Below are 24,204 nucleotides of genomic sequence, written 5' to 3'. Positions count from 1 at the left end.
ACTATGAAGTCTCGAGCCTCGTTATTGTTGCTAGTACTCACCTCTTTTACCTCTGTGGCGCTCAATAAGAGTGATCAACGATGGATAGATGCTGTCTCTGAAACCTACGGAGAGAGAGCAGGAAAACGCGTCGCCACCTGGCGTTCAAATATGACGTCATACGACGGGCTAAGTGAGAAAGATAAGCTCAGGTCGGTTAACCAATTCTTCAACCAAATGTACTTTGTCGACGACAGAATACTTTGGGGAAAGAACGATTATTGGGCGACACCACTAGAGTTTTTAGGCAGCAATGCCGGTGATTGCGAAGACTTCACTATAGCAAAGTACTTTTCTTTGCTTGAACTGGGCGTCCCAGATAAAAAACTACGCTTGGTGTATGTAAAAGCACTTGAGCTAAACCAGTTCCATATGGTGCTGGCGTATTACTCAACACCCAGTGCGGAGCCACTAATTCTGGACAACTTAAATCCTGAAATAAAACGCGGCTCTAAGCGGCAAGATCTACGACCGATTTACAGCTTCAATGGTAGGAACCTTTGGTTAATCAAGTCGGCAGCAGGCAGCGGTAAGCTAGCAGGTAAATCTTCAAGGTTGAGCTTATGGAACGACTTACGTTCTCGTGAACGCTCTCTAAAATTAAATAAACCCATTATAAATTACGATGAGTAAGTACAATGACTTTATATAAACAGCTTGTGGTCGGGATGGTTGCGGTTTTCATATTGCTGATGACATCAGTTTTTATGATCGAATTCAATACTACCCGTGGATACTTAGAGGAGCAGCAACGCTCTGAGGTAAGTAATACCATTAATACTGTTGGGCTGGCCCTTGCCCCTTACCTAGAAGAAAAGGACAAGGTGGCCGTAGAGTCTGTCATCAACGCCCTGTTTGATGGCAGTTCTTATTCAGTCGTTCGATTGATTTTTCTCGACAGCGGTGAAGACATTCTCCGCTCATATCCTGTTAAACCTACAGGAGTACCGCAATGGTTTACTAATCTGAACCTGTTTGAACCTGTTCATGATCGCCGTGTGATAACAAGTGGCTGGATGCAGCTGGCGGAGGTCGAGATTGTCAGCCACCCTGGTCCCGCCTACGATCAACTTTGGCAAGCATTCACCCGTTTATTGACCACCTTTGGAGCGATCTTCCTGCTGGGTTTAGTTTCTATCTCTTGGATCCTTAAGCGAGCATTACGCCCGCTCTCTATGATCATTACTAAAATGGATCAGATCGCGAAAAATCAGTTTGGCGAACCACTGGCCCGCCCTAAGACAAAAGATCTAACCCTAGTTGTCGATGGTATCAACCACATGTCGACTCAAGTTGAACTGGCTTTTAAAAATCAAGCGAAAGAAGCACAGAAGCTGCGTGAAAGAGCGTATATCGACCCTGTATCTCAATTAGGTAACCGTGCTTACTACATGTCCCAACTAACTCAGTGGTTAGAAGAATCCAGTTTAGGCGGTTTAGCAGTACTAAAGGCCGAGTTTATTAGTGAAGAGTACGATGAAAAAGGCTACCAAGAAGGTGATGCCTTGGTTCACCAATTGGCCGAACAGTTGCAAGCTTCAATTTCATCACCAGACATCACTATTGCTCGTATTTCTAGCGACGAGTTCGGCTTCATTATGCCAAACATCGATGAGAGCGAACTTAAACTCGTCGCGAGTAGCATTGTAAACTGCATTCAAGGCCTTGGCTCAGATCCAACAGGTACGGCTAATCCACACCTTGCATTAGGCGTCACCTACAGCAACACTCGTAAAACCAGTACTGAAATCATGTCGTTAGTCGATAACGCGCTCTCAAGTTCCAAGGCGAACCGTGAGCTTACTTATGGTTATGTAACAGCAGACGACCATGGTGCCGTGATGGGTAAACAACAATGGCGTATGTTAGTTGAAGAAGCGATCATTAACGACCTCATTACCTTCCGTCTCCAAGCCGCAAACAATGCCTTTGGTAAAACGTATCACCAAGAGGTGTTTTCTGCTATTGAGAAAGACGGTGTTCGTTACGGTGCCAACCAATATCTATACGCGCTAGAACAACTTGAAATGAGCCACATTCTCGACCAATACGTTATCGAGAAAATGATTGAAAAGCTCAATGCAAACGAGGTGACGAGCCCGATTGCTATCAACATTTCACCAAGCAGTATCTCTCAACCAAGCTTCATCCGTTGGATCGGTAAAATGCTTGAACAAAATGCTTCAATCGCTCACCTGCTGCATTTTGAGATTCCAGAAAACTGCTTCATTAACGTTCCGCACTACACAGCGCTGCTGTGTAACACCATTCGCAACACTGAAGCCATGTTTGGTGTCGATAACTACGGACGTAACTTCCAATCGCTGGATTACATCAACGAGTACCGCCCAAGCTATGTGAAGCTAGATTACCTGTTCACGCATAACCTTGATGATGAAAAACAGAAGTTTACCTTAACATCAATATCTAGAACCGCTCACAACTTAGGCATAACCACCATTGCGTCTCGAATAGAAACTCAGACTCAGCTAGATATCCTGTCTGATAACTACGTAGAAGTGTTCCAAGGCTTCATTGTTGATAAATAGTTGTAAGGGTTATATCGCATGCAAGATCCACTATTAAACTCACTGATCTACGTTAGCCGATATTACGGATTAGCTAACTCACCCGAAGCGCTGATCAATGGGCTGCCACTATCAGACGGTAAGCTAACCCCTTTCCTATTTCCACGTTCTGCTGAACGTGCGGGGTTAGTGGCAAAAGAGAACCGTTCCGACTTAGAAAATATCCCTCACCTGATTCTGCCTGCCGTTTTATTGCTAAAACAAGGCGAGGCATGCGTTCTCAACAGTATCGACATTGAAAAACAAGAAGCTGAAATTATCACAGCAGAGAGTGGAATGGTTCCTATCATCATTCCTGTCGAAGAGCTGAAAGAGCAGTTCATTGGTCGTTACTTCCTAGTAAAGAAACAGTTTCGCTATGACGAACGATCACCCGAAGTTTTAAAGACTCGTAAAGGACACTGGTTTTGGAGCACCATTTGGGAGTCTAAAAACATTTATCGTGATGTGTTGATCGCCTCTATTCTGATCAACATCTTCGCCATTGCTGCGCCAATGTTCACGCGTTTGGTGTACGACAAAGTGGTGCCCAACCTCGCATTTGAAACACTCTGGGTGTTGGCGAGCGGTATTTTTGTCGTCTTCCTTTTTGACCTACTTTTAAAATTAATGCGAAGCTACTTTATTGATGTCGCTGGTAAGAAGTCCGATATTCTCATTTCCTCTAAGCTTTTTAGTAAAGTGCTGGGAATTCGTATGGAAGCGAAGCCTGCTTCTGTCGGTGCCTTCGCTAAAAACTTGCAAGAGTTCGAATCCATCCGTGAGTTCTTTACCTCTGCAACCATTGGCTCGCTAATCGACTTACCCTTCGCACTGATGTTCTTGGCGCTAATTTGGTTAATGGCCGGAAATCTTGTGTTTGTTCCTGTCACAGGTGTAGTCATTCTGGTCATCTATGCGCTGTTAATCCAGGGACCATTGCGTCGCACGATTGAAGAAGGCTCTCGTCTCGCTTCTCAAAAATACGCGAACTTGATTGAGAGTTTGGCAGGACTAGAAACCGTTAAGCTGTTCAGTGCTCAAAGCCAGTTTCAATTCCGTTGGGAAGAAGCCGTTGCTCACATGGCGAATTGGAACATTAAAAGTCGCCGCATTACCGACAGTATCCAAAACACCGCTGGCTTTGTTCAGCAAAGTACCAATGTTGGGATGATCATCTTTGGTGTATACCTAATAGCAGAAGGTGAACTCACCATGGGTGGATTGATTGCAGCAACGATGTTGAGTGGCCGTGCGATTGGTCCTCTGGTTCAATTATCACTACTTTCAACTCGTTATAACCAAGCAAAATCATCGATGACCTTGATCGAGCAAGTAATGTCGATGCCAGACGAGCAAGAAGAAGGTAAGCGTTATATTCACCGTCCTATTATTCAAGGTCATATTGCGCTAGACAAAGTGACTTTCCACTACCCAGACGCTCCAATGGCTTCTATAAGAGATTTGACTCTGAATATCACTCCAGGTGAAAAAGTCGCCATCATTGGTCGTATTGGTTCAGGTAAAACGACTTTAGAGCGCCTTATTATGGGCCTATACAAGCCCACAGAGGGCCATGTGCGCATTGATGACACAGATATGGAACAACTTCACCACGTCGATGTACGACGTAATATAGGCTGTGTACCACAAGACAGTAATCTATTTTATGGCTCAGTAAGAGACAACATTACCTTGGGTCGTCCTTTAGTGGATGACCGTGATGTGATGGATGCAGCTAACCGTGCAGGTGTGACTGCTTTTACTCAGCAAGATCCTGCAGGGCTAGAGCGTCAGGTCGGCGAGGGGGGAGGATTACTATCAGGTGGCCAACGTCAATCTGTCGCGATTGCTAGAGCCTTCCTAGGACGCCCACCGGTTTTATTGATGGATGAGCCAACCAGTGCCATGGATAACCGCTCAGAAATGCACATCAAGCATCAGCTTAGCCAACTGTTACCAAGTGAGACCTTGATTCTAATCACTCACAAGACTTCAATGTTGGACATTGTAGATAGAGTGATTGTCATGGAAAAAGGAAGCATTATTGCCGATGGTCCAAAAGCGCAAGTTTTGTCAGACCTCAAACAAGGAAAAGTAAGAGCTGCAAGCTAAGCCGATCTCAAGTAAACGAGCCAAAATTTAAGACATAAGTAAAAATAAAGAGAGGGAGCGTCAGCTCCCTCTCTTTATTTATTCAATTAGATAGAAAAGTAAATCCGCCTTATTCATCAGTGTTCAATTACAAGGAGATATCTTCTTGTTCCATCTTGAACGTACATTGGATCTCGTATTGATTGAATGAGAAAACACTTCCGCCATGCGTTCGCTTGGTTGTGACCGTCTCATCACCAAACTGAATCGTGACTCGGGTATATACTTTTTCATGAGCCTCGACTGTACACTCAGCAAGATTTGTTTCAAATTCAGCCTCAAGCGTGTCAAGTTGTGACTTGGTGCTTTCAATCGCGTGATTGTTTTTTTCGCGTTGCTGTTCAATGGTCAACGCTTGCTCTTCGCTTCTCTCTGCTTTTGGTTGCTTTTTGAATTCTAGCTCTTGGCGGATCACATCCATGGTTTGTTCTTGGGCGTGTTTATAGGTTTCCTTCAACTCGGCTATCTTTTGTCGGTATCCATCGTAACGTGCAAAACAGTGAACCTTGGTTGCGGTATCTCCCTCAACCCCTAAGAAAACACATTCCACTTTTCCGCCGACTTTAGCAGCACCGCCACTGAGTGTACCGTGCTTCTTCAAAGCATCCATCACGATAAGATTCTTGCCACATCGAATGTCATTACTCATGCTATGTACGCTAAGTCGGATATCATTCACCGTTTGTAGCTCCGCATTCTGCGCATAACTTGCAGTAATGGAGCCTTTGCTGAATACCTTGCAGCTTTTAGGATCACCCTCTTTGGTCGTGTGGCCAATAATTCCTTTCGCGACTTTAATATCTCCTTGAGCTTGAACTTCTGCCGATTCGATAAATCCACCGACAGTAATACTCCCCGTCGCCTTAACTATCATCCCCGGTTCAATGTTTCCAGAAACAAACACATTACCTTTAAATTTAACGTGTCCGGTTGATACGTCAACATTGCTAACACACAGGGCGTCATCGACTTCAATGGTTCGTTCTTTGATGATGGGTAAACCAGAGTATGAAGCCAATAATAAATTGGGATCGTCAGGAGAAATATAAGTGCCCTTTCCAGGTTTGATTAAAATGTCTTGTCCAGGGAGCGGTGGGATAATTCGACCTTGGACCGTAAAACCAGCGATACCTTTGGTGGCTGGCGTTCGCTTCATCAATTGGTCATCTTTACCAACGGTAATAGTCTCGCCCAAATCTCGCATATCAATCTTGCCAACATCTTCACTATGGGGCTTCAATACTTGGCGGGTAATATCTTCAACCAAAGCGGTAAACTTAGCATCTTTCCCCTTCACGGGTTGAGTGCCCTTAGCTACTGGCTGAGTAAACTTTTCACCAGGCTTAAGCTTGCCACTCATCATCAGTACTTTTCTGAGCGCTAACTTATTAATGCCTTTTGTTATGTGTGCCTGAGCTAAGCTGTGAATGATATCGCTGCCACGTAATACGTTCCCATTATATGGCCCAGTAACCACAAGAGTGGCGAGCATCTCATCATCAGACACTTCAACCGCAACACTTGCATTACGAACTTCGGCAATCAAAACGCCTTCGTACGCTTCACCCTTGCCTTCTTTGGCAAGAACAACAAAACGCAACACCTCTTCTTCGAAAATAAAATAGTTAGATGCGCCTAACGCTTCCAAGGCTGGTGATAGTGTCTTGCTGTCAAAGTTTGCGTCAACCACGATTCCCGACGGAAGACACGCAATCACTTGTTGCTTATCTTCTGATAATGTAATGATGTTATCCCACATTCGAATTGAGTATCCCTAATGACTCAGTTATTAATTAGTCTATATAATTCGTTCTGACCTTAAAATCACCACATTTGAATAATCAGCGTTACATCACTTACTTTTGATTCTGCAAAGATGACTTATAAATAATATTGAGCTATTTAATCATTCGCTCCTCTATTACCCATAAAGAGAGGTTGGCTACGTTGGCAAGCAGCCACACGAACCACACGAACAGGCTGATTGACCAAAGTAGCAATTGATAAGCGCGGAGCCGGAGTAGAAATACTGGTAATTTTGACAAAGATAAAAAACACCAATGCGGTTTAACGCGACACCTATATTGATGCTTAGTTTACAGTGTAAATCTCATATTTAAATTTACACTGTAAATCAATTTAAAATCCAGCCTCTCTATTTACAGTGTAAATTTGACAATAGAAAATCGAGATCTTGTCGAAACTGAATCTCGGCTTGCTTACGCCCAACAAGATTGAGTTGGTCGATACAAGTTCCCCACTCTTTTTGTTGCACAACCTTTGCGATGAGTAAATCAGAAACAGCAGAGTCTTGAACTCTCAAAGACGAGGCTTGAAGACCTACGGAATCACGAGCGTTATCTAGCAAAATTAATTTCAATACGCTAAAGCCAATACTGTCGTAACTATTGCCGCCCTCAACATAATTCCTGACTAATTGAATTTCCAACTCGCTCACTGCGCGTACACCCTTTGGCAATAATGCACGTACCATATCAATTTCAAGAGAAGACAAAGAACCCGACACGAGAAAACAATAACTATTTTCAAAGTGGCTTTGCAGTTGGTTAATCCAATCCAGAGCATTTCCGTGAAGCGGTTTAACCATCAGTACCGAGTGACAGCCGCTTGCCTGATCGCGCTGGTGGCCAATATGGACAGGAACAAAATCGTTATCGCGCCAGAATGAAATCAACTCACTAGTGGCACCGAAACTTGTCGCCAAATAATCTACTTGGTCAGTTTGTTGCGCTAACGTACCCAACATCCAACTACCGATCCCTCTGCTTTGATAACTGGTTGAAACGGCGATGCGCATCACTCGAAGGCAGCGACTAGTCGCTGCTTCTCTGCAGCCAAGTTGGTTTGCCAGTAACACAGGAGCAAGGTGTCCTTGAGGCCTGCGTTTTCCAATTTGAATCTGAGCAATCAAATCTTTATCTAACCCACCCTCTTCCGTCACCAACATACAACCTAAGCACTCACCTTGTAGCCATACTGCGTACAAATGAACTGCAGGATTATCAAGAAACTGCATTAAGTCATTGGGTGACGTCTGATAATGAGCGTCAACTAACAGAGAAAAGCACTGTTGAAGCTTTACTGGGTTAATCAAACAGTCGGCTTTTGACAACTTGATCAAGTTTAAGTGACTCATTGCATTACCAGAAACATCACCTAAGTTAGCAATGTCGCTGGCGAGCAAATCACTAGGCGGAACATCGTTGCTAAGCAGGAAGCAGTCAAACAGCCAACACTCTAGTGGATCGTTATTGTTCCATCGGATGGGTTGTTCAAGTTTGTACCCCTTCCAACCCGGGCGATGTTCAGATAGCCAAGCCTCAAACTTGATTCCGAACCCTCGTCCACTGCCTTCGTATCCGTGAACCGTAGTTGAAAAGACCAAACGATGATAAATACCAACCATAGATTTGAGCATAGGGATTGGAATAGCAGCCGCCTCATCAACCAACAACAGATCGCAATCAGGCTTAGATTTGAGTAATTCATCTGGCGCAACAAACCTTAAGCTTCCACCTTGATGGCCAATGTGAGTAGCGTTAATCACTTCGTAAGAGTCGAGTCGCTGTAGCGCATGAGAAAAAACGGGCTCGATAGCTCTAACAGTAGGCGCTGTAACAATAATATTTAACCCATGGCGCTCAACCAAAAGCTGTGACGCCGCAATACCAAGTGTCGAACTTTTCCCACGACCTCTATCGGCGGTCAGAATCAAGGGGCGCTTTCGACGGCCAAGCATAACTTTTTTTACCAACTCAATCGCCGTGTTTTGCTGTTCAAATCGACCAATACCATTCGTCCGATCCAGTTTTTGAGGAAATAAGTTAACACCTGGCATTACGCCCGAAGCTTCGTCACTCTGCGAAACAGGGATCAGTTTGTCAAAGTGTCCTTTTAACCAACGTTGACCAACCCCCGAACTTCCGTCGAACTCAGACTTATCGGCGCTTGGTGGCAGCACCAACAATAATCCGCCACCAATTAACGAACCCAGTGCGGCGCTAAAACCGTTCGCGTCAAACTGCTCTCTAAAGTCACAAACAAGAACCTGGCATTCCCGACCAAGAAGTTGCTGACCTTTTTTTACCGATGCATGAGTCACACCATCAAAAGGAACGCCACCAAGCTGGAAAATGGTTTGAGATTTAGCATCGTGAAGGAAGGTGGAAATAGCAGTATTTTGCCAATCTAAATCACCATTAAAGACCACGCCATAGCGATGGTCGTTATGGTTGGCAATGTTAGAAAGGGTGTGCAGAAAAGTGTTGGTTGGATTTGTCATAGTTAGCGTCCAGATTCGTCTAAACACAGTTTATCACAGCCAAATAAAAAGCCGCATAAAGCGGCTTGAGAGGAGTAGTGAAAAGTCGTCGAGTTAGTCGAGCTTCGATTGAACGAAGGCGAGGATTTCTTCCATTGTTGCATCATCAACTTTCTTAAGATTCAACGCCAAGTTTGAACCCTTACGGCTGTATGATGCGCGGCCCTTAATAAGCTCAACTTTTGGAGAAGTTTTCTTCGCTGGCGCTGGCGCCAATTCAAGAATCCAACCTTCCAAGGTTTCTGTCACGTCTTTGGTTAGACGAGTTACACCTTGAGCTTCACTACGCTGCCATACAAAACCTTCAGAAGCATCACACTTAGTCAGCAGTGTTTGCTGCTGTTCACTCGTCAATCCACCAAACTGCTTGTGTAGTTTAACAATAGTTGGACGACCAAGGTCGCTCACATTTGGGTAAGCCTGAAGTAATTCAAGTGGTAAAGCCGCAGCTTTCAATGCGCCACTCACCAAAGCTTCACTGCACTGGAACATTTTCGCCAGTGCTTTCTGGTCTTCAGCTTCGCCTTTATCAAGCTTCGCTTGCATCTCTTTACCCTTCTCATATAAAGACAAAGGCTTATGAGCATTTGCGACATCTGATAAAAACTTAGCGTGTTCGCCGTTAATGTTTTCAGCAACATAGATTAGAAATTCTTTGTCAGCCAAAATACATGACATACGACGACGACTACCATCAAGAACTTCAATCGTACCATCTTTGTTCTTACGACCAACCGCAGGATATTGCTGACCGCGCTCTTTTAATGTTGTAAGAACATCAGAAAGAGCATGTTCATTTAAGAAAGACTGCTCACGAGCATTATCCTCAAAAACGACCGTTCTAGTTTCTACATCACAAGCAGGGATTCGAACTAGTTCAAATGAAACGAGGTCTTCTCCAGCAACAGAAAGCTCAATCACTTGAGCCTGTTCTTTAGCAGCGGTTTGCGCTTCTTGCGGCGTTGCCACGCGACGTTTGTTTGCTTTACCAAATAGCTTTGCATTTAAGTCAGATGTTTTAATTGCCATTTTTGTTATCCCTGATTAAGTGAAGGCCAGTTGCTATGTAATACACGCTCTAATTCTAGAGCACTTTTTTGTACCGCATCTTGAGCGACTGCCAGAGTTTTCTTACCGCCCTCAAAGTCGCTAACCGTAAGATCGAACACCGTGCTGTAGGTATCGGCACAAGTTTCAAACGCGCGACTTCTTGGAATGGTGGCCATCATTACTTGGTCATTCAACAGGTAATTCATTTCAGTTAAAACCGAAACCTGCTTCTTATTGTCGTCTTCAAACATGGTTGGCATTAGACGAACAAACTCAAGCCCTTTCCAATCTTCCGGGAACATCTCGTACACGGTTGGCAAGTGTTGGAAAAAGTTAACCGTTGAAGCCCAGTCTAAACGCTTTGCAGCACATGGGATCAGAAGTGCGTTCGACGCGTACATTGCGTTCCACACGAGAGGGTCTACGTGCGGGCCAGTATCGATCATAATTACATCAAAATCATCGGCGATTTTATCGATAAGCTTCTCTTTTAGAAGACGAACGATATCAAGTGACTGATCTTGAGAGAGGCTTTGCCATGCTTCAGCGTTAAACATCGCATCTTCAGGGAAAGCTGAAATGGTCTTAAGATTTGGGTATTGAGTTGGCAAGAGCACGCTTTTTCGAAGAAACTCTAGGTCAACATCTTGGTCCTCAGGCACATTGTCCAACATGATATCAACGGCAGAGTATATACTGTCGTGCTCTGCGCCACTGATTTGTGGGTTTAAGAAAAGGCGCAGTGAGCCTTGTGGATCCAAATCAATCAAACAGATACGGTAACGCTTGTCTAAATTCAAAGACAAACAAGCCGCTAAGTGAACCGCTGTCATTGATTTACCCGTACCACCCTTCTGGTTCTGTACGTTGATAACCCAAGGTTTGTTGTCTGTATGCTGCTTACGTTGGTGGAACTTTGGCACTTCAGCCGCGTCCATCAACATGTGTGCTTCAGTCAATGAAATCGAGTAATGATTAGCGTTGTTCTTTGTAAACTGATGACCATCTGCTTCAAGCTTAGTAATAGCCTCATCCAATTTTCGACGAGTTAAGCCTGAACGTGTTTCCATCATAGCTTTAGACATTGGAGGAAAATGTTCATCACTTCGCTCTTCCAGAATAATCTCAATTCGGTCAGCCTGAACTTGTTGAGTTTGTTCGGCCAGCTGATAGAGCTTATCGATCGTTTGTTCTCTTTTCATTGCCAGTTTCCGTAATGATTAACTAATTATAAAATTGTACAGCAATTAACAGTAAATCCAACAAAAACATGAACATTCATTTATGAGTTAAATCACATAAAATAGACTATGTTATTACAATTAGATGAAACATCGATTTAAACAAACACAGAAAATGGGTATTTTACCATGCATAATCGTGCTATTTCTTTATCAAATTTAAAATGTTACAGCATCACTTATTTACAATGTAAATGTATTGAAAAGGGAAAAACGGCGGAACGATTGAAATACAACCATAGATTACGGTTCGTGTGAGTTGCATTAAAAATAGCAGGAATCTCAATAAGGCAATGAAAAAATCACAAAGGGGTCAATCGAATAAGAAATAAACCTAACAACTGAGCATCATAAATAAAGAGTGGAGGAGAGTAACCGGAAGAATGATCATGGGGGTACATCACCGGCTTGAGAATTGAGAAGACGATATTATGAAGCATGATCAAGGGATAACCTCTTGAATATTAATCCAAGTGAATGTTCGTTCTAAACGATCAACTTACGGAAAAATGATCAAGTAAATCTAGTACCGGAAGCATATAAATTGAGAGCTAAGTTACGGACAAATGCTTTTGTAATGGGGATTCAAGGCTTATCAAGCCTCACAGCTTGGAAATTCAATCTGCACAGATACATAATACACAAACATGACAATTTCATGATCATGCTTCCTATCTAGTGCGAGTTCGCTATATATACATCATAGCGAGCAACTAACACGCGATAATGACTATGTTTTGCATTTGAAAGGGTGTAAACAATAGAAAAATACATCTACTTGATCATTGTTCCGATAAACTAGCCGCTAAAAATATCCACACCGTCGGCTAAAAAGAGCATGATCAATCTGAGGCTGTGGATAAGCTGTACAAGTACAATGATCATGCTTTCTAAGTAATAATGATCATGCTTACAATGACTTAATGATCATAGTTCTGATTGTTTGTGATCATGCTTTCTTTAGTTTAATGATCATAGTTTCGTATTTTTTATGATCATGCTTTCCAATAGGATTTATTTTAATTCTTTTAATTCAGTAGCTTATAAGAAAGCTAAGGCCCAGATCATTAGATCACTTAATCATTTAAGATCATATTAATCAAAAAGATCAGTTATTTAAAAGCCAATAAATTCTCTTTATTTATGATCATTCTTTCTTTATCATTCAGGAACTATAGTGATATTACGGTTAGTGTGATACGGATCAAAAATGAAACCAGAAGAAAAATTGTTAATTAAGGCACGAAGCCACAAAGATGGTCATTTATTTGAGGTATCAGAAACAGCCGTAGAATGGATAGAGCAATACCAACACTTCAAAGGTGTCACCAAGAGCATAGTTGAACTTCTTAACTTAATTTCACTTCGTGGTTTTAGTAGTAAAGATGGTTATGTTTCTACCACAGAGATTATTGAATCAACCGATGGTCAGGTAACTCGTGCTGCCTTACAACAAAGGTTAAGAGCCGCAGTAAATATTGGTCTTTTTAAACAACTTCCAGTTCGCTTTGAAGAAGGTCTTGCGGGTAAAACCATGCTGCATCGATTTGTTAACCCAAACCAATTGATATCGGTATTAGGCGCTACTAGCCTAGTCACAGAAAGTGTTAAACAAAATGAAAAGCAAAAGCGTTCCAAAGCTCTTGCTCAAACCAAAGTAAACAAACGTTTATTGAATGAGCATGGTCTTAATACTCCACCAACAATGAAAGACGAAGCCGATCAATTCATTGTTTCTCCAACAAATTGGGCTGGGATTATTGATCAGGCACTAGCACCACCTAGAACGCGTAAGAGTTACCAGAAATCTATGGTTTCGATCTCCGGTACTCGAGCTGTGATCGAGACACGATCTTCTAAAAATATTATGACGGTTGATGATCTGATGACACTTTTCGCGTTATTTACGCTAACCGTTCAGTACCATGATCATCACCAAGATGATTATCATTTAGACGCGAAACACACTCCGAATAAAACACCACTCTACATCACTGATATTTTGTCTTTACGCGGCAAGAAAGACAGTGGCCCTGCACGTGATTCGATCCGCGATAGTATTGATCGTATCGAATTTACGGATTTTCAGTTGCATGAGCTGACCGGTCGTTGGCTTAGTGAAAACATGCCAGAAGGCTTCAAGAGTGATCGTTTCCGATTCTTAGCTAGAACCATTACCGCATCGGAAGAAGCGCCTACAGAGGGCTCTGACGGCGAAATTCGTATTAAACCGAACCTCTACATCCTCGTTTGGGAACCTTCGTTCTACGAAGAATTACTGACTCGTGATTACTTCTTCTTATTTCCGCCAGAAATTCTGAAGCAACATACCTTGGTTTTCCAAATGTACTCTTACTTTAGAAGCCGGATGGCTCGTCGCCATACGGATTGCATGTTACTGAGTGAACTGAATCAGAAGTTAGCTCGTAACATCGATTGGCGTCGCTTCTCTATGGATTTGATTCGCGAACTTAGAAAGCTGGGTGAAGTTGGAGATCAGGAAGATACCTTCCTAGTAAACTTGTGGGGTTATCATTTGACGATCACATCGTTGGTCGAAAAAGGGAAAACGACCGATTATCAGGTAGATATCAAATGTAATGTAGAAGAAGTCTTACGTTACTCAAGAGCGCGTACCACTAACGCAGGTAAGCGTAATATGGCACCAACGCTGCCGAACCCATTACGCAACGAGATGGTTTCCAAACAAAAGTTGGAAGAGCTGTCTGAAATTATTGATGGTGAGTTTGAGCCTATTCAGCGTAAAGCACCGTCGCCAAGAGGTAAATTGGGACGTCGAGTTAAGCAACGTAAACATTCTGTTGAGATCAACGCTGACGAGATCATGATTACTCTCTCTAAATATACCTCTGCAGAGGCTCTAGAACGCAGTATAACGGCTTTATCAGCGATGACAGGACACTCACATGCCTCAATCAAAGAAGAGTGCTCAGAGCTCATTGAGAAGCTTGATTGGTTGAGAGTTGGGGAGGACGTTATCCCATACGAAACACTGAGTCGCTTAATTGAGCTTTACAACGACCGTGATAGCACCAGCAACCGACACCTGTCCATTGAGCGTTTGATCTCTGGTTTAGCTGTGCGTCGTAAAGTGTGTAAACAAGTTCATGAAGGTCACCTTGACGAGAACGTGTTCCTCGCGCTCGATGAAATGGCGATTGGCCACTAGCCACTAGTCATTATCCTATCGCGATAAGCCTGTTTTACCGTCGCTGAATGGATAGTTTTGAACACATTAGGTGCTGATTAAAATCGCACCTAACGCTGACAAAATGATGACAAAGTAACGCATCCAGTTGATTATTATTTATCCCGAATAGACAACCTTTGTCCTTTCTTATGATTAATAGATTGGCTCATATTTTGTTACATCATACTGAATAGATTTTTGCGAGTTCCTGAAGGACTCGCTTTTTTTTGCCTGAAATTTAGTAAATCATTAAAAATCAATGGTTTACTGAATTAAACGCCGAAGCATGATCAAGGCTAGATCATGCTTTTTATGGCTCTAACTTTGATGAGACTCTGGTTTGATGTTTGATCGAGAAGGGCTTGATCAGTGGAGGTGACGTTCAGTAGTACCTTGATCATCGTTTCGGGGATGGGTTGTCATAAAGCGTACATGCGATTCGATCAATTTTTCTGATTCTGCTTTCCAACGTGGTTCTTGCTGTTGGTTCGTAAACTCCAAAGCCAATACACACAAGTGTTGTAGCCGCTGTGTACACCACTCTTGCAATCCAGCATCTGATTTTGGATCACATGACACCGCTTGCAGTTTGCTATAGGCGAACATCAGGTATTGGTAGGCTTTTTCTTGATGGCTTGAGTTGCTAGCCTCCTGCGAATCCAACTCCGGATTCGATGAATCCGCGAGGTGGCGATAGAAAGTAAAGATTCTCAGGCATCCATCTAGCCAACATGCGATGCCTTTGCTCTGCTCATCCGTGATCAAAGGCCCCCAGAGTGCATCTGGAGGCGTTAAGATCAAAGGTTCTAACCGGTCCACTTGATCATGCTTTCGGTTTTTGTACCAATCTCCGATCCGATCTAACCAAGTGTCTAGTTCATTCATGCAACGTTATCCCACTGTTTTACAAAGTGATTATCAGCAACTTGTTTGATTTCATGCTGTATTTCACTGCTCTGCTCTCGAATACGATCAGCGTCTATTGAATAGTTTGGTTCATTTTTGACGAGTTCGCCAAATGGTAGATCGGGATCGGGCACGGCAGAGATCAACAACTTAGTGTACGGGTGTTGTGGATTGGTCAAGATCGACTGGGTTGAGCCCCATTCGACGATCTGTCCTTTGTACATCACCGCCGTCTCTTCTGCGATATAGTGTGCGGTCGCAAGATCATGGGTTATGTACAAAAAGCCAATCCCCAACTCTTTTTTCATTTTTTGCATCAGGTTCAACACGCCAAGTCGAATTGAAACGTCCAACATCGAGGTGGGTTCGTCAGCAAGAATAACCTCAGCGCCAACCGCAAGCGCTCTGGCTAGGTTAACCCTCTGTCTTTGGCCGCCACTGAGCTCGTGTGGGTACTTGGCGAGCGTTTCGATGGGTAACTCCACCAGCGTTAATAACTCTTTGAGGCGCTCTGTGAGAGCCTGTTTAGTGGCTACCTGTTTATGGATCTTAAGTGGGCGCGTTAAATGGTGCTCAATGGTGTGAGTGGGATTGAGTGAACCGAAGGGGTCTTGAAACACCATTTGCACACGGCTGCGATAGTCCAAGATATCTTTACGACTTTTTAAGGTAGAAATATCCCTGTCTTTGAAGAGAATCTCTCCCTCTGTCGCAGGGTAAACCTTGGTCATCAATCGTGCGCAGGTGCTTTTCCCGCAACCAGATTCGCCAACCAATGCCAGTGTTTTGCCTGCATGTAAGTCAAAACTCACACCATGCAGTGCTCTAAAGATCTCTTCTTTGCCAAGTCCACCACCAACAGTGAATTCTTTAACGAGGTTTTTTACTTGAAAAATAGGTTGTGACACAGAGCTCTCCTAGCACGCCGTCGCGTGAGCATGTTCATGAATATTAGGGAAAGAACTCCATAGCTTTTGGGTGTAGGAGTGTTGTGGGTTATTGCGAATCTCATGGGCTTTATTGACCTCAACTATCTTGCCGTGGCGCATGATGGCGATGCGATCACACAACTGGCTCATCAGTGCGAGGTCATGGGTGATGAAGAGTATCGAGAAACCAAACTCCTCTCTGAGTTGGTGTATCTGCTGCAATATCTCGCGTTGCACTACCACATCCAGTGCTGTGGTCGGTTCGTCCATGATGATCAGCTTCGGGTTGAGGGCGAGAGCGATGGCAATCACCAAACGTTGACGCATGCCGCCACTGAACTGGTGCGGGTATTCTGTTAGGCGGTGGCGTGGAATATTCACAAGGTCGAGCAGTTTCTCGGCGCGATCTTTAGCTTGTTCGTTATTCATGCCCTTATGGTGGCGCAGCACATCCGCAAACTGCTCTTCGATGGTTAAAACGGGATTGAGCGAGTTCATGGCGCTCTGGAATACCATCGCGATCTCGCTCCAACGCAATGTATTTAAATGGTTGTCCGATAAGTTCAACAGTTCTTGTCCGTCAAAGACTATCTGACCTCCAGAAATAAAAGCTGGCGGCTTATGCAGGCGGTTAATGGCAAACGCGATGGTGCTTTTGCCACAACCGGACTCTCCGGCTAAGCCGAAAATCTCGCCTTGGCCTATGCTAAAGCTAACGGATTTGACCGCATTGAAATCACCGTCATCGGTGATGTAGTCGACACATAGATTCTTTACTTCGAGAAGTGGTGTATCCAAATTTTCCACAGACATGATAAATACTCACTTATGATATTGATAACTATTATCATTAACATGAAGTGAATTTAGTAAAAGCGATGAGCACAAAAAGAATGAAGTGCCTCGAAATTTATCTTGGGTTATTTCACGAATTTTCAGAAGAAACGAAGAGTTGAAAGAGGGGAAAATGAGAGTTGGATCAAACCACATTTATTATGGGTAATTTTTTTAATGTAATTGCAGAAAATGCCTTTGGCAAAGTTTAAATGAGGTATTTGTTAATTAGGTTTGTGAAGCGTCGGAATCATCACATTTCAGTACAGAACTTCTTAACAAGCGAAATCGCATTTGCTACAGATTACCTGTCCATTACATGGTGTTTCGGAGGAAAAAATGTCCATTAATTCTATCAACCATGATGAAATGACAAATATTGCAAATAAGTGGGATGCTGAAGAAGAAGTATCTTTCAAACCAGAAAAGAAAATGAAGTCTGCTGAAGCTCGTCGTCGTATAGAAGCTCTAAGAGAAATCAGAGAAAGCGGTTTTAGTCTGGAAGAAGCGAGGGAACTAGGCCTTATTCACTAATAATCTCCATTGCATTTAGAAGGGTGGCACAACGCCACCCTTTAATTTATAACCACTTTCCTTTAACACCTAACTGTATTCAATCAACAAATTTTCTCTCTAAACCACTGTACCGATTCACTATTTCCTCTTTGAAGTTACGACCTTCAGATTTAAAAACCGCACATGGCGTACTCTTGAACTAAGTCGTTTGACAGCAATATGCAACGCCACTAGTTTTAAAGTTGAAGTATAAATATGTAATGTCCTTGGTAAGGAAAAGGCTATGTCTAATTCTGTGTCCCAAAATAAAGAAGTGTTGTTTTATGAACCTGAAGATCCGAACGGATACCTTTCAAATTTTGCGGCTTGTCCTATCAAAGTTGATGATAAAGTTTGGGCAACCAGTGAACACTACTATCAAGCGATGAAATTTGTCTCTGAAGCGCTGCGCAATACCATTTTCGAAGCCAGCACTCCTGCTGAAGCATTCTCTTTGAGCCGATATTATGAAGGGCAAGTTCGTGAAGATTGGTATGACATTCGTGTCGAAGTCATGCAATTCATTGTGACCGAGAAGTTTAGACAGAACCACAGATTTGCGCGGTTTCTTGTTAACACTGGAGATTCAGTGATCAAAGAGCATTCTCATAAAGACCATTTTTGGGGCGATGGGGGGGATGGAACTGGTGAGAACCGTTTAGGCGAGATCTTGATGGAGGTGCGTCAACAACTTCGAAATCAACAATTGGATTTGATCTCTTAGCATTAATCACTAATAGCTCTACTATATAAATGACAGTGTCCTTAAAGAGTAAACATAAAGGCCACTCTGCAATTTGGTATATGAGCAGGGCGGCCTTTCTTATTTTGGTATGAATAGTGTTTTGGTGAGAATAGTGTTTTAGTAAGAACACTATTTTTGGCGAACACTTGTTATCAAAGGGCGCTAAAGTACGCTACCAAAGATACACATTGTACAGGTCTTATAAATAACTCTGCACAATGTCATTGAGTTGCCCATCGTCTTTCATCTGGCCTAGACGTTGGTTAATGAAAGATTGCAGCTTAGGATCCATCTCAGGGTCGAACGCCAAATGGATTGGGTAGTTATTGATAACAGAACCAAACTCTTGCATCTGGTAGTCCTCAATACGTAGCTTCTGCTCGTTTAGGTTGTATTTGATTCGTGATTCCATCTCCACAAACACGGTATCGCCTGGTGTTCGATTCAGGACACGAAAAGCGGCAGCGTAATCTTTAACTCGGATCTCGTTGAGCTTACCTTGTTGGATGTAAGGCTCTAAGTTCGGATATTCAAATCCCACTAGCAATACCACTGCTTTTCCATCTAAATCATCGATTGTATTGAACTCAAACGGCTTTTTACCGCTGCTGAGTAACACGTGTTTTACATTGTAAATCGGGTCTTCCGACAAGTTAACGGATTGGATGTTTCCCCAGCTAGGGCTGCCGTAGGTCAACCAGTTGGGGTTCTCTCTCACATTGAGCTTATCGATCATTCGGTTAAAAGGGTAGGTGTGATAGTTGATCTCATATTGGCTACTATCGAATACCGCCTTAACAATATCTGAAACCATTCCTCTGTGAGATGAATCGTCAGTTTCGATCTGAAAAGGTTGCGCTTGGCTCGCAATAATGTAGTAGTGAATAGGTTCGCTTGAAAAAGCATAACTGCTTGAAAACAAACTGACTATGGATGAAAAGATAAGATGTTTTTTCATAACCTTCCCTAGTTATTTGATGAATGACTACTATTATACTAATTGAGTAATTGTAGTTTACTGGGATAATAATAGTGGTAATTTTTGTATGGTAAAAAAAGGAAAGCGCTATATTGGGCTCTCTCGACAGTTGATCGGGGTAATTGTCGTAATTAGCACCTTATTCACAGTCATAGTGACAGGCTTGGGGCTGTATGTGGAATATCAAAACCGAGTGACTTTTATCAGTTCTCAGATCGAACAGGTTAAAGCTGGTTACCTCTCCGGTTTAACGGCTAGCTTGTGGGTTGAAGATCGAGATCAATTACTTGTGCAAGCTGAGGGGATCTCACGCCTACCTTCTGTAAGTTATCTACTCATTGAAAATCCCGATGAAAAAATCTTAGAACTGGGGCAAATATCTTCTGAACATTCTTATTCTCAGTCATGGGAAATGGTGCATCAGATGGGAGATAAAAGTTACCCTCTTGCGACTTTAACGGTGCAGGCTGATTTAAGTATGATCCTCTATCATCTAGGTAAACATGCCCTCTTACTACTTACGTTCGAAGCCGTTAAAGTTTTCTTGTTAGCTGTGGTGTGTTTAATTATTGTATATCGTCTCGTTGTAAAGCGCTTGATGACCATGTCTTCTCAAATCAATCAACAGCAATTAGAAGACAACAAGCCACGTTACTTAACGCCAACCGAACGCACATATAAAGACGAGATATCAACGCTAGAAGTCAGTTATAACCAATCTATTGAGCGTATCCGTAAACAGTATCAAGAGTTGGTGAAAGCCAAAGATACAGCAGAAGTTGCCAACCGAAACAAGAGTGAATTTCTTGCCAACATGAGCCACGAGATCCGAACTCCGATGAACGGAATTATCGGTCTTTCCTCCCTGCTTTCTGAAATGGATATGCCTAAAGAGCAAAAAGAGTATATCGATATGCTCAATACCTCTTCACTGACACTTCTTGACCTTATTAATGACATTCTCGACTATTCGAAGATTGAAGCGGGTCACCTAGAGTTGCAGCAAGAACCAATGAAGATGATGGGGATTGTCGCGGATGTTGAATCGACGTTTAGAGTTAAGGCTGAACAGAAAGGGCTCAGGTTCCAGTTGGCGATTGATCCTAAAATTCCAACCATGGTTATCGGTGATGGTACTCAGTTAAGACAAGTGCTGAATAATTTAGTGGGGAATGCAATCAAATTTACTGAGTATGGCCATGTCACGCTCTCGCTTCGTTTAGAAAAAGTAGTTGAACCAGAGCAAAAGCTAAGGGTGAGGTTTGAGGTTATCGACAGTGGTATTGGTATCGCAGAAGACAAGCAAAAATCGGTGTTCGATAAGTTTCAACAAGCTGACGGCAGTACCACGCGTATTTACGGTGGAACCGGACTTGGTCTCACAATATGCGATAAAATCGTTAGCTTGATGGGCAGTCAATTAGAATTAACTAGTGAGGAGGGCAAGGGCAGTACATTCTATTTTGTTGCTGATTTTGATCCGTGTTTGGATATAGATGAGAGTTGTATCGATTTCAACAAACTCTCCGTGTTATTGGTTGATGATAGTCAGTTGAACATGCGAATTACTTCCACACAGCTTCAATCCTTTGGCGTCGCATCTGAATGTTGTGAGACGGCAAATCAAGCGCTTGAGTTAGTTTCAGAATCTATCGCCAAGTCAGCACCTTATGACTTGGTGCTTATTGATAAAGTGATGCCTTCTATAGATGGCTTCCAGCTGGCTACTCGTTTGATAGAACGTTTTGGTAAAGAATGCCCTAAGTTGGTGATGATCTCTGCCGATCCCAGAAAGCAAGATGAAGTGTACGCTAAACAAGTGGGGTTTGTTGCCTACATTGCTCGTCCTTATCAAGATAACCAGATTAAATGGACCATTAGCGAGGTGCTCGCAAGAGCGGAGGATACCTCAACCTTTACCTATCCAAACAGAGGTGAAGTCGCGTTCAAAGACAATGAACCTGTACCACTAACTAAATCTGCAGCCTCTGTTCCACCCAAACAAGCAGAGAAACAAGATCCAATCAAAGAAAACCCGAAACCAGAAGTGGTCACTGCTTCATTCAGTGGTAAGGTTTTGGTTGTTGAAGACTCTAGAGTGAATCAACAAGTGGCCAAGATGATGCTTAAGAAGCTTGGTTTTGAGGTTGATATTGCCGACAACGGTGAAATTGGTGTCGAGAAATTCAAAGCTAACGAATACGAGATGATCTTCATGGACTGTCAGATGCCGGTTCTTGATGGCTTCGAAGCAACTAAGCAAATTAGATCGTTAGAAGAAGGTTCTTCAAAGCATATTCCAATCGTTGCTTTGACCGCTAACGTTGTACCTAGAGACAAGCATTTGTGTTTTGATGTTGGTATGGATGAGTTTATATCAAAGCCTGTCAATCAAGGTAGGTTGAGAAATATAGTAGAGCGCTTCTTGTCTGAAGATCCTGAATCAACCAACAAACATGAACAGAAAATTGTCTAGGTTAGGGTTGCTTGCTAAGCAAATCTGTTAAAATAAAACTCCGACTGAATCTGTCGGAGTTTTGGTTTTGGCTAACTAGTGCATCACAAACCAAAGCCTCTCTATCAATATTGCACTACCCAATACTGTCGATATGAATCACTACCGAATCGGGTCGCCAGTACTCCAATTCACAGTCCATCAACTCGCCATCTTGTTTGTAGTTCACTCGGCAGATCTTTAGAACAGGCTGGCCTTCGGCTAAATTCAGCGCCTTGGCGACATGTGCGGGTGCAGAAGTTGGAATCACATCAAAGCGCGATCGTTTAGTCTCGTAGCCATATTTTTCTCGGTAGATGCCTGTCAGCGACATGGTGAGGTTTTCCGACAACACCTTTTCAAATAGGGGCGCTTTCAAAACGTTTTCAACGAACAGTACCGCTCTGCCATCAATAAAGCGCAATCGCTCAATTACGTGTATCGGGGTTATCTGTTCTATCTCTAATGCTTTGGCGTAGTTGCCCGCGGCCATCTCTGTGCGAGTGCTCAGCAGGCGTGTTTCTGCTATGCGATCTTGTTCTCGAATCATTTGATGAAAGTGGGAACGTGATAATGGGTTATAGCGAACACGTTCGGGTGACACATACCAACCTCGACGCTCTTCTCGATATATCAAACCTTCGGTTTCTAATGAGACCAACGCATCTTTGAGCGTGATTCGTGTGGTTGAAAATAGCTCGCTGAGCTCTCTTTCGGATGGCAGTTTTTGCCCCTCGGTGAAGATGCCAGATTGAAGCTGTTCTCTTATGCTCGCCTTAATTCTGCCTAGCTGTGTCCCTGATTGCCCTGTAGCCAATGTTCTCATTACTGATCTAGTCCATAAGTTCGTGTGCTCAATAAGGTAAACCACGGAGTTAACAGGAATGTGACAGTAAACAAAGGCTTGCTGTCATATGAGTGAAATATAACTGCCACGGAAATGCATCCTAACTGTCAAATAAGTTGCGCGAAAGCGTCATATTCTGGCGATAGCATACAAAACGAACTTACTGACCTAGTCCAGAAGGATAGAGACAATGAAAATTTTGCTTAGCCGTTCAACTGTATCGCCAGCCAAACTGATTGGTTCACCTGCGAAATTAATAGGCGCAACGCTAATAACGGCAACACTTTCAATGCCAGCGATGGCGAAGGATGCTGATCTTGAGTCACTGATTGAAGCCGCTCAAAAAGAGGGTGCGGTTTACAGTGTGGGTATGCCAGACAGTTGGGCAAACTGGAAAGGCACATGGGCTGACCTGAAAGCAAACTACGGTTTGAAGCATCAGGATACCGACATGAGCTCGGCTCAAGAGATCTCGAAATTTGAAGCAGAGAAAAGAAACGCAACCGCAGATATCGGTGATGTTGGTTTCGCATTTGCACGTGTCGCTGTGAAAAAAGACGTGACTCAGCCTTACAAACCAAGCACTTGGAATGATATTCCAGACTGGGCGAAAGACAAAGATGGTCACTGGGCTCTGGCTTACACCGGCACTATCTCATTCATCTCAAATAATAACCTTGTTGAAGATGCACCCAAATCTTGGAGTGACCTACTAGAAGGTGACTACAAAGTAACAGTCGGTGACGTAGGTGTAGCCGCGCAAGCAAACAACGCAATTCTAGCGGCTGCATTTGCTAACGGCGGTGACGAGTCGAACCTAAAACCGGCGATTAAATTCTTTGGTGAATTAGCGAAGCAAGGCCGTCTGTCTTACACAGATCCAAGCATCGCAAACCTTGAAAAAGGCGAAGTGGAAGTGGCAATCATGTGGGATTTCAACGCATTGAACTACCGCGACAAGATCGACCGTGAGCGCTTTACAGTAAGCATTCCACAAGATGGCTCAGTGATCTCTGGTTACACCACCATCATCAATAAATACGCGAAAAACCCTAACGCGGCGAAATTGGCTCGTGAATATATTTTTAGCGACCAAGGTCAAATCAACCTAGCAGAAGGTTACGCACGTCCAATCCGCAGCAACATCACGCTGCCTAAATCAGTACAAGACAAGCTGATCTCAAACGAGCAATACAGCAACGTCCACCCAGTGACTGACTTCTCAGCATGGGAAAAATCAGCACGCCGCCTACCACGTCAATGGCAAGAAAGTGTCTTGATTCACCAGCAGTAATCCGTATCCAAAATAAG

At 43.2% G+C, this 24,204-nt stretch carries 16 protein-coding genes and 2 pseudogenes; 8 read left to right on the top strand and 10 right to left on the bottom strand.

Going from position 1 to position 24,204, the window contains the following annotated elements; genetic code table 11:
- Positions 1–3 precede the first annotated feature (3 nt).
- From OCV24_RS16095 to OCV24_RS16085, 3 genes are read left to right on the top strand one after another with little or no spacing between them, the layout of a single operon-like run.
- On the top strand, positions 4–672 hold the full coding sequence (locus tag OCV24_RS16095; protein WP_017057706.1) for a transglutaminase-like cysteine peptidase: 669 nt from the start codon (positions 4–6) through the stop codon (positions 670–672).
- 5 nt (positions 673–677) lie between these two features.
- Positions 678–2,588 (top strand): bifunctional diguanylate cyclase/phosphodiesterase, encoded by a 1,911-nt coding sequence (locus tag OCV24_RS16090; RefSeq protein WP_077681185.1) that lies wholly within the window; start codon positions 678–680, stop codon positions 2,586–2,588.
- A gap of 18 nt (positions 2,589–2,606) precedes the next feature.
- On the top strand, positions 2,607–4,721 hold the full coding sequence (locus OCV24_RS16085; protein WP_017057704.1) for a type I secretion system permease/ATPase: 2,115 nt from the start codon (positions 2,607–2,609) through the stop codon (positions 4,719–4,721).
- A gap of 127 nt (positions 4,722–4,848) precedes the next feature.
- On the opposite strand, the gene OCV24_RS16080 is transcribed toward OCV24_RS16085, so the two are convergent.
- The 5 genes and pseudogenes from OCV24_RS16080 to OCV24_RS16065 all read right to left on the bottom strand — a co-directional run bounded on the left by OCV24_RS16080 (position 4,849) and on the right by OCV24_RS16065 (position 11,354).
- Positions 4,849–6,519 carry a DUF342 domain-containing protein gene (locus OCV24_RS16080; protein WP_137007997.1) on the bottom strand — a complete coding sequence of 557 codons (1,671 nt, stop codon included), beginning with the start codon at positions 6,517–6,519 and terminating at the stop codon, positions 4,849–4,851.
- A gap of 396 nt (positions 6,520–6,915) precedes the next feature.
- Positions 6,916–7,914: pseudogene (locus OCV24_RS20825) on the bottom strand (GNAT family N-acetyltransferase); the annotation flags it as partial.
- 51 nt (positions 7,915–7,965) lie between these two features.
- Positions 7,966–9,063 (bottom strand): annotated as a pseudogene (locus tag OCV24_RS20820) (tRNA(Met) cytidine acetyltransferase TmcA domain-containing protein); the annotation flags it as partial.
- A 93-nt stretch (positions 9,064–9,156) separates the two neighbouring features.
- Entirely contained in the window at positions 9,157–10,131 is a 975-nt protein-coding gene (locus OCV24_RS16070; RefSeq protein WP_077681183.1) for a ParB/RepB/Spo0J family partition protein, read from the bottom strand.
- Between the two features lie 5 nt (positions 10,132–10,136).
- Positions 10,137–11,354, bottom strand: a complete 1,218-nt coding sequence (locus OCV24_RS16065; RefSeq protein ID WP_017057700.1) for a ParA family protein — start codon at positions 11,352–11,354, stop codon at positions 10,137–10,139.
- 1,249 nt (positions 11,355–12,603) lie between these two features.
- On the opposite strand from OCV24_RS16065, the gene OCV24_RS16060 reads away from it, so the two are divergent.
- A complete protein-coding gene (locus OCV24_RS16060) occupies positions 12,604–14,583 on the top strand; it encodes a replication initiator protein RctB domain-containing protein (RefSeq protein ID WP_046222954.1) in 1,980 nt (659 codons plus the stop codon).
- Between the two features lie 387 nt (positions 14,584–14,970).
- On the opposite strand, the gene OCV24_RS16055 is transcribed toward OCV24_RS16060, so the two are convergent.
- From OCV24_RS16055 to OCV24_RS16045, 3 genes are read right to left on the bottom strand one after another with little or no spacing between them, the layout of a single operon-like run.
- Positions 14,971–15,489, bottom strand: coding sequence for a transcriptional regulator (locus OCV24_RS16055; RefSeq protein ID WP_150877578.1), 519 nt, complete (start codon positions 15,487–15,489; stop codon positions 14,971–14,973).
- Complete coding sequence (locus OCV24_RS16050) at positions 15,486–16,418, bottom strand: ATP-binding cassette domain-containing protein (RefSeq protein ID WP_046222956.1); 933 nt, start codon at positions 16,416–16,418, stop codon at positions 15,486–15,488. The genes OCV24_RS16055 and OCV24_RS16050 overlap by 4 nt, the downstream gene beginning before the upstream one ends.
- A gap of 9 nt (positions 16,419–16,427) precedes the next feature.
- On the bottom strand, positions 16,428–17,252 hold the full coding sequence (locus OCV24_RS16045) for an ABC transporter ATP-binding protein (protein WP_046222957.1): 825 nt from the start codon (positions 17,250–17,252) through the stop codon (positions 16,428–16,430).
- 360 nt (positions 17,253–17,612) lie between these two features.
- On the opposite strand from OCV24_RS16045, the gene OCV24_RS16040 reads away from it, so the two are divergent.
- Both OCV24_RS16040 and OCV24_RS16035 read left to right on the top strand, forming a co-directional pair.
- Positions 17,613–17,807: a PA3496 family putative envelope integrity protein gene (locus OCV24_RS16040; RefSeq protein WP_004732575.1), complete on the top strand. Its 195-nt coding sequence runs from the start codon at positions 17,613–17,615 to the stop codon at positions 17,805–17,807.
- A gap of 235 nt (positions 17,808–18,042) precedes the next feature.
- Entirely contained in the window at positions 18,043–18,552 is a 510-nt protein-coding gene (locus OCV24_RS16035; RefSeq protein ID WP_315972775.1) for an NADAR family protein, read from the top strand.
- Positions 18,553–18,772: 220 nt separating this feature from the next.
- Here the strand turns inward: OCV24_RS16035 and OCV24_RS16030 are convergent, their stop codons facing one another.
- Positions 18,773–19,531: a substrate-binding periplasmic protein gene (locus OCV24_RS16030; protein ID WP_046222958.1), complete on the bottom strand. Its 759-nt coding sequence runs from the start codon at positions 19,529–19,531 to the stop codon at positions 18,773–18,775.
- A gap of 88 nt (positions 19,532–19,619) precedes the next feature.
- Between OCV24_RS16030 and OCV24_RS16025 the strand changes: the two genes are divergently transcribed.
- Complete coding sequence (locus tag OCV24_RS16025; protein WP_150877580.1) at positions 19,620–22,028, top strand: response regulator; 2,409 nt, start codon at positions 19,620–19,622, stop codon at positions 22,026–22,028.
- Between the two features lie 115 nt (positions 22,029–22,143).
- On the opposite strand, the gene OCV24_RS16020 is transcribed toward OCV24_RS16025, so the two are convergent.
- Positions 22,144–22,872: a UTRA domain-containing protein gene (locus OCV24_RS16020; RefSeq protein ID WP_017057692.1), complete on the bottom strand. Its 729-nt coding sequence runs from the start codon at positions 22,870–22,872 to the stop codon at positions 22,144–22,146.
- Positions 22,873–23,083: 211 nt separating this feature from the next.
- Here OCV24_RS16020 and OCV24_RS16015 point away from each other — a divergent pair, with 211 nt between their 5' ends.
- Positions 23,084–24,187, top strand: coding sequence for an ABC transporter substrate-binding protein (locus tag OCV24_RS16015; protein ID WP_150877582.1), 1,104 nt, complete (start codon positions 23,084–23,086; stop codon positions 24,185–24,187).
- Positions 24,188–24,204 lie beyond the last annotated feature (17 nt).

Origin of the sequence: Vibrio kanaloae (assembly GCF_024347535.1) — a bacterium.
Taxonomy (GTDB): Bacteria; Pseudomonadota; Gammaproteobacteria; order Enterobacterales; family Vibrionaceae; genus Vibrio; species Vibrio kanaloae.
Note: the sequence above shows the minus strand (reverse complement) of the source record. Positions and strands in the feature narration are given on the sequence as shown.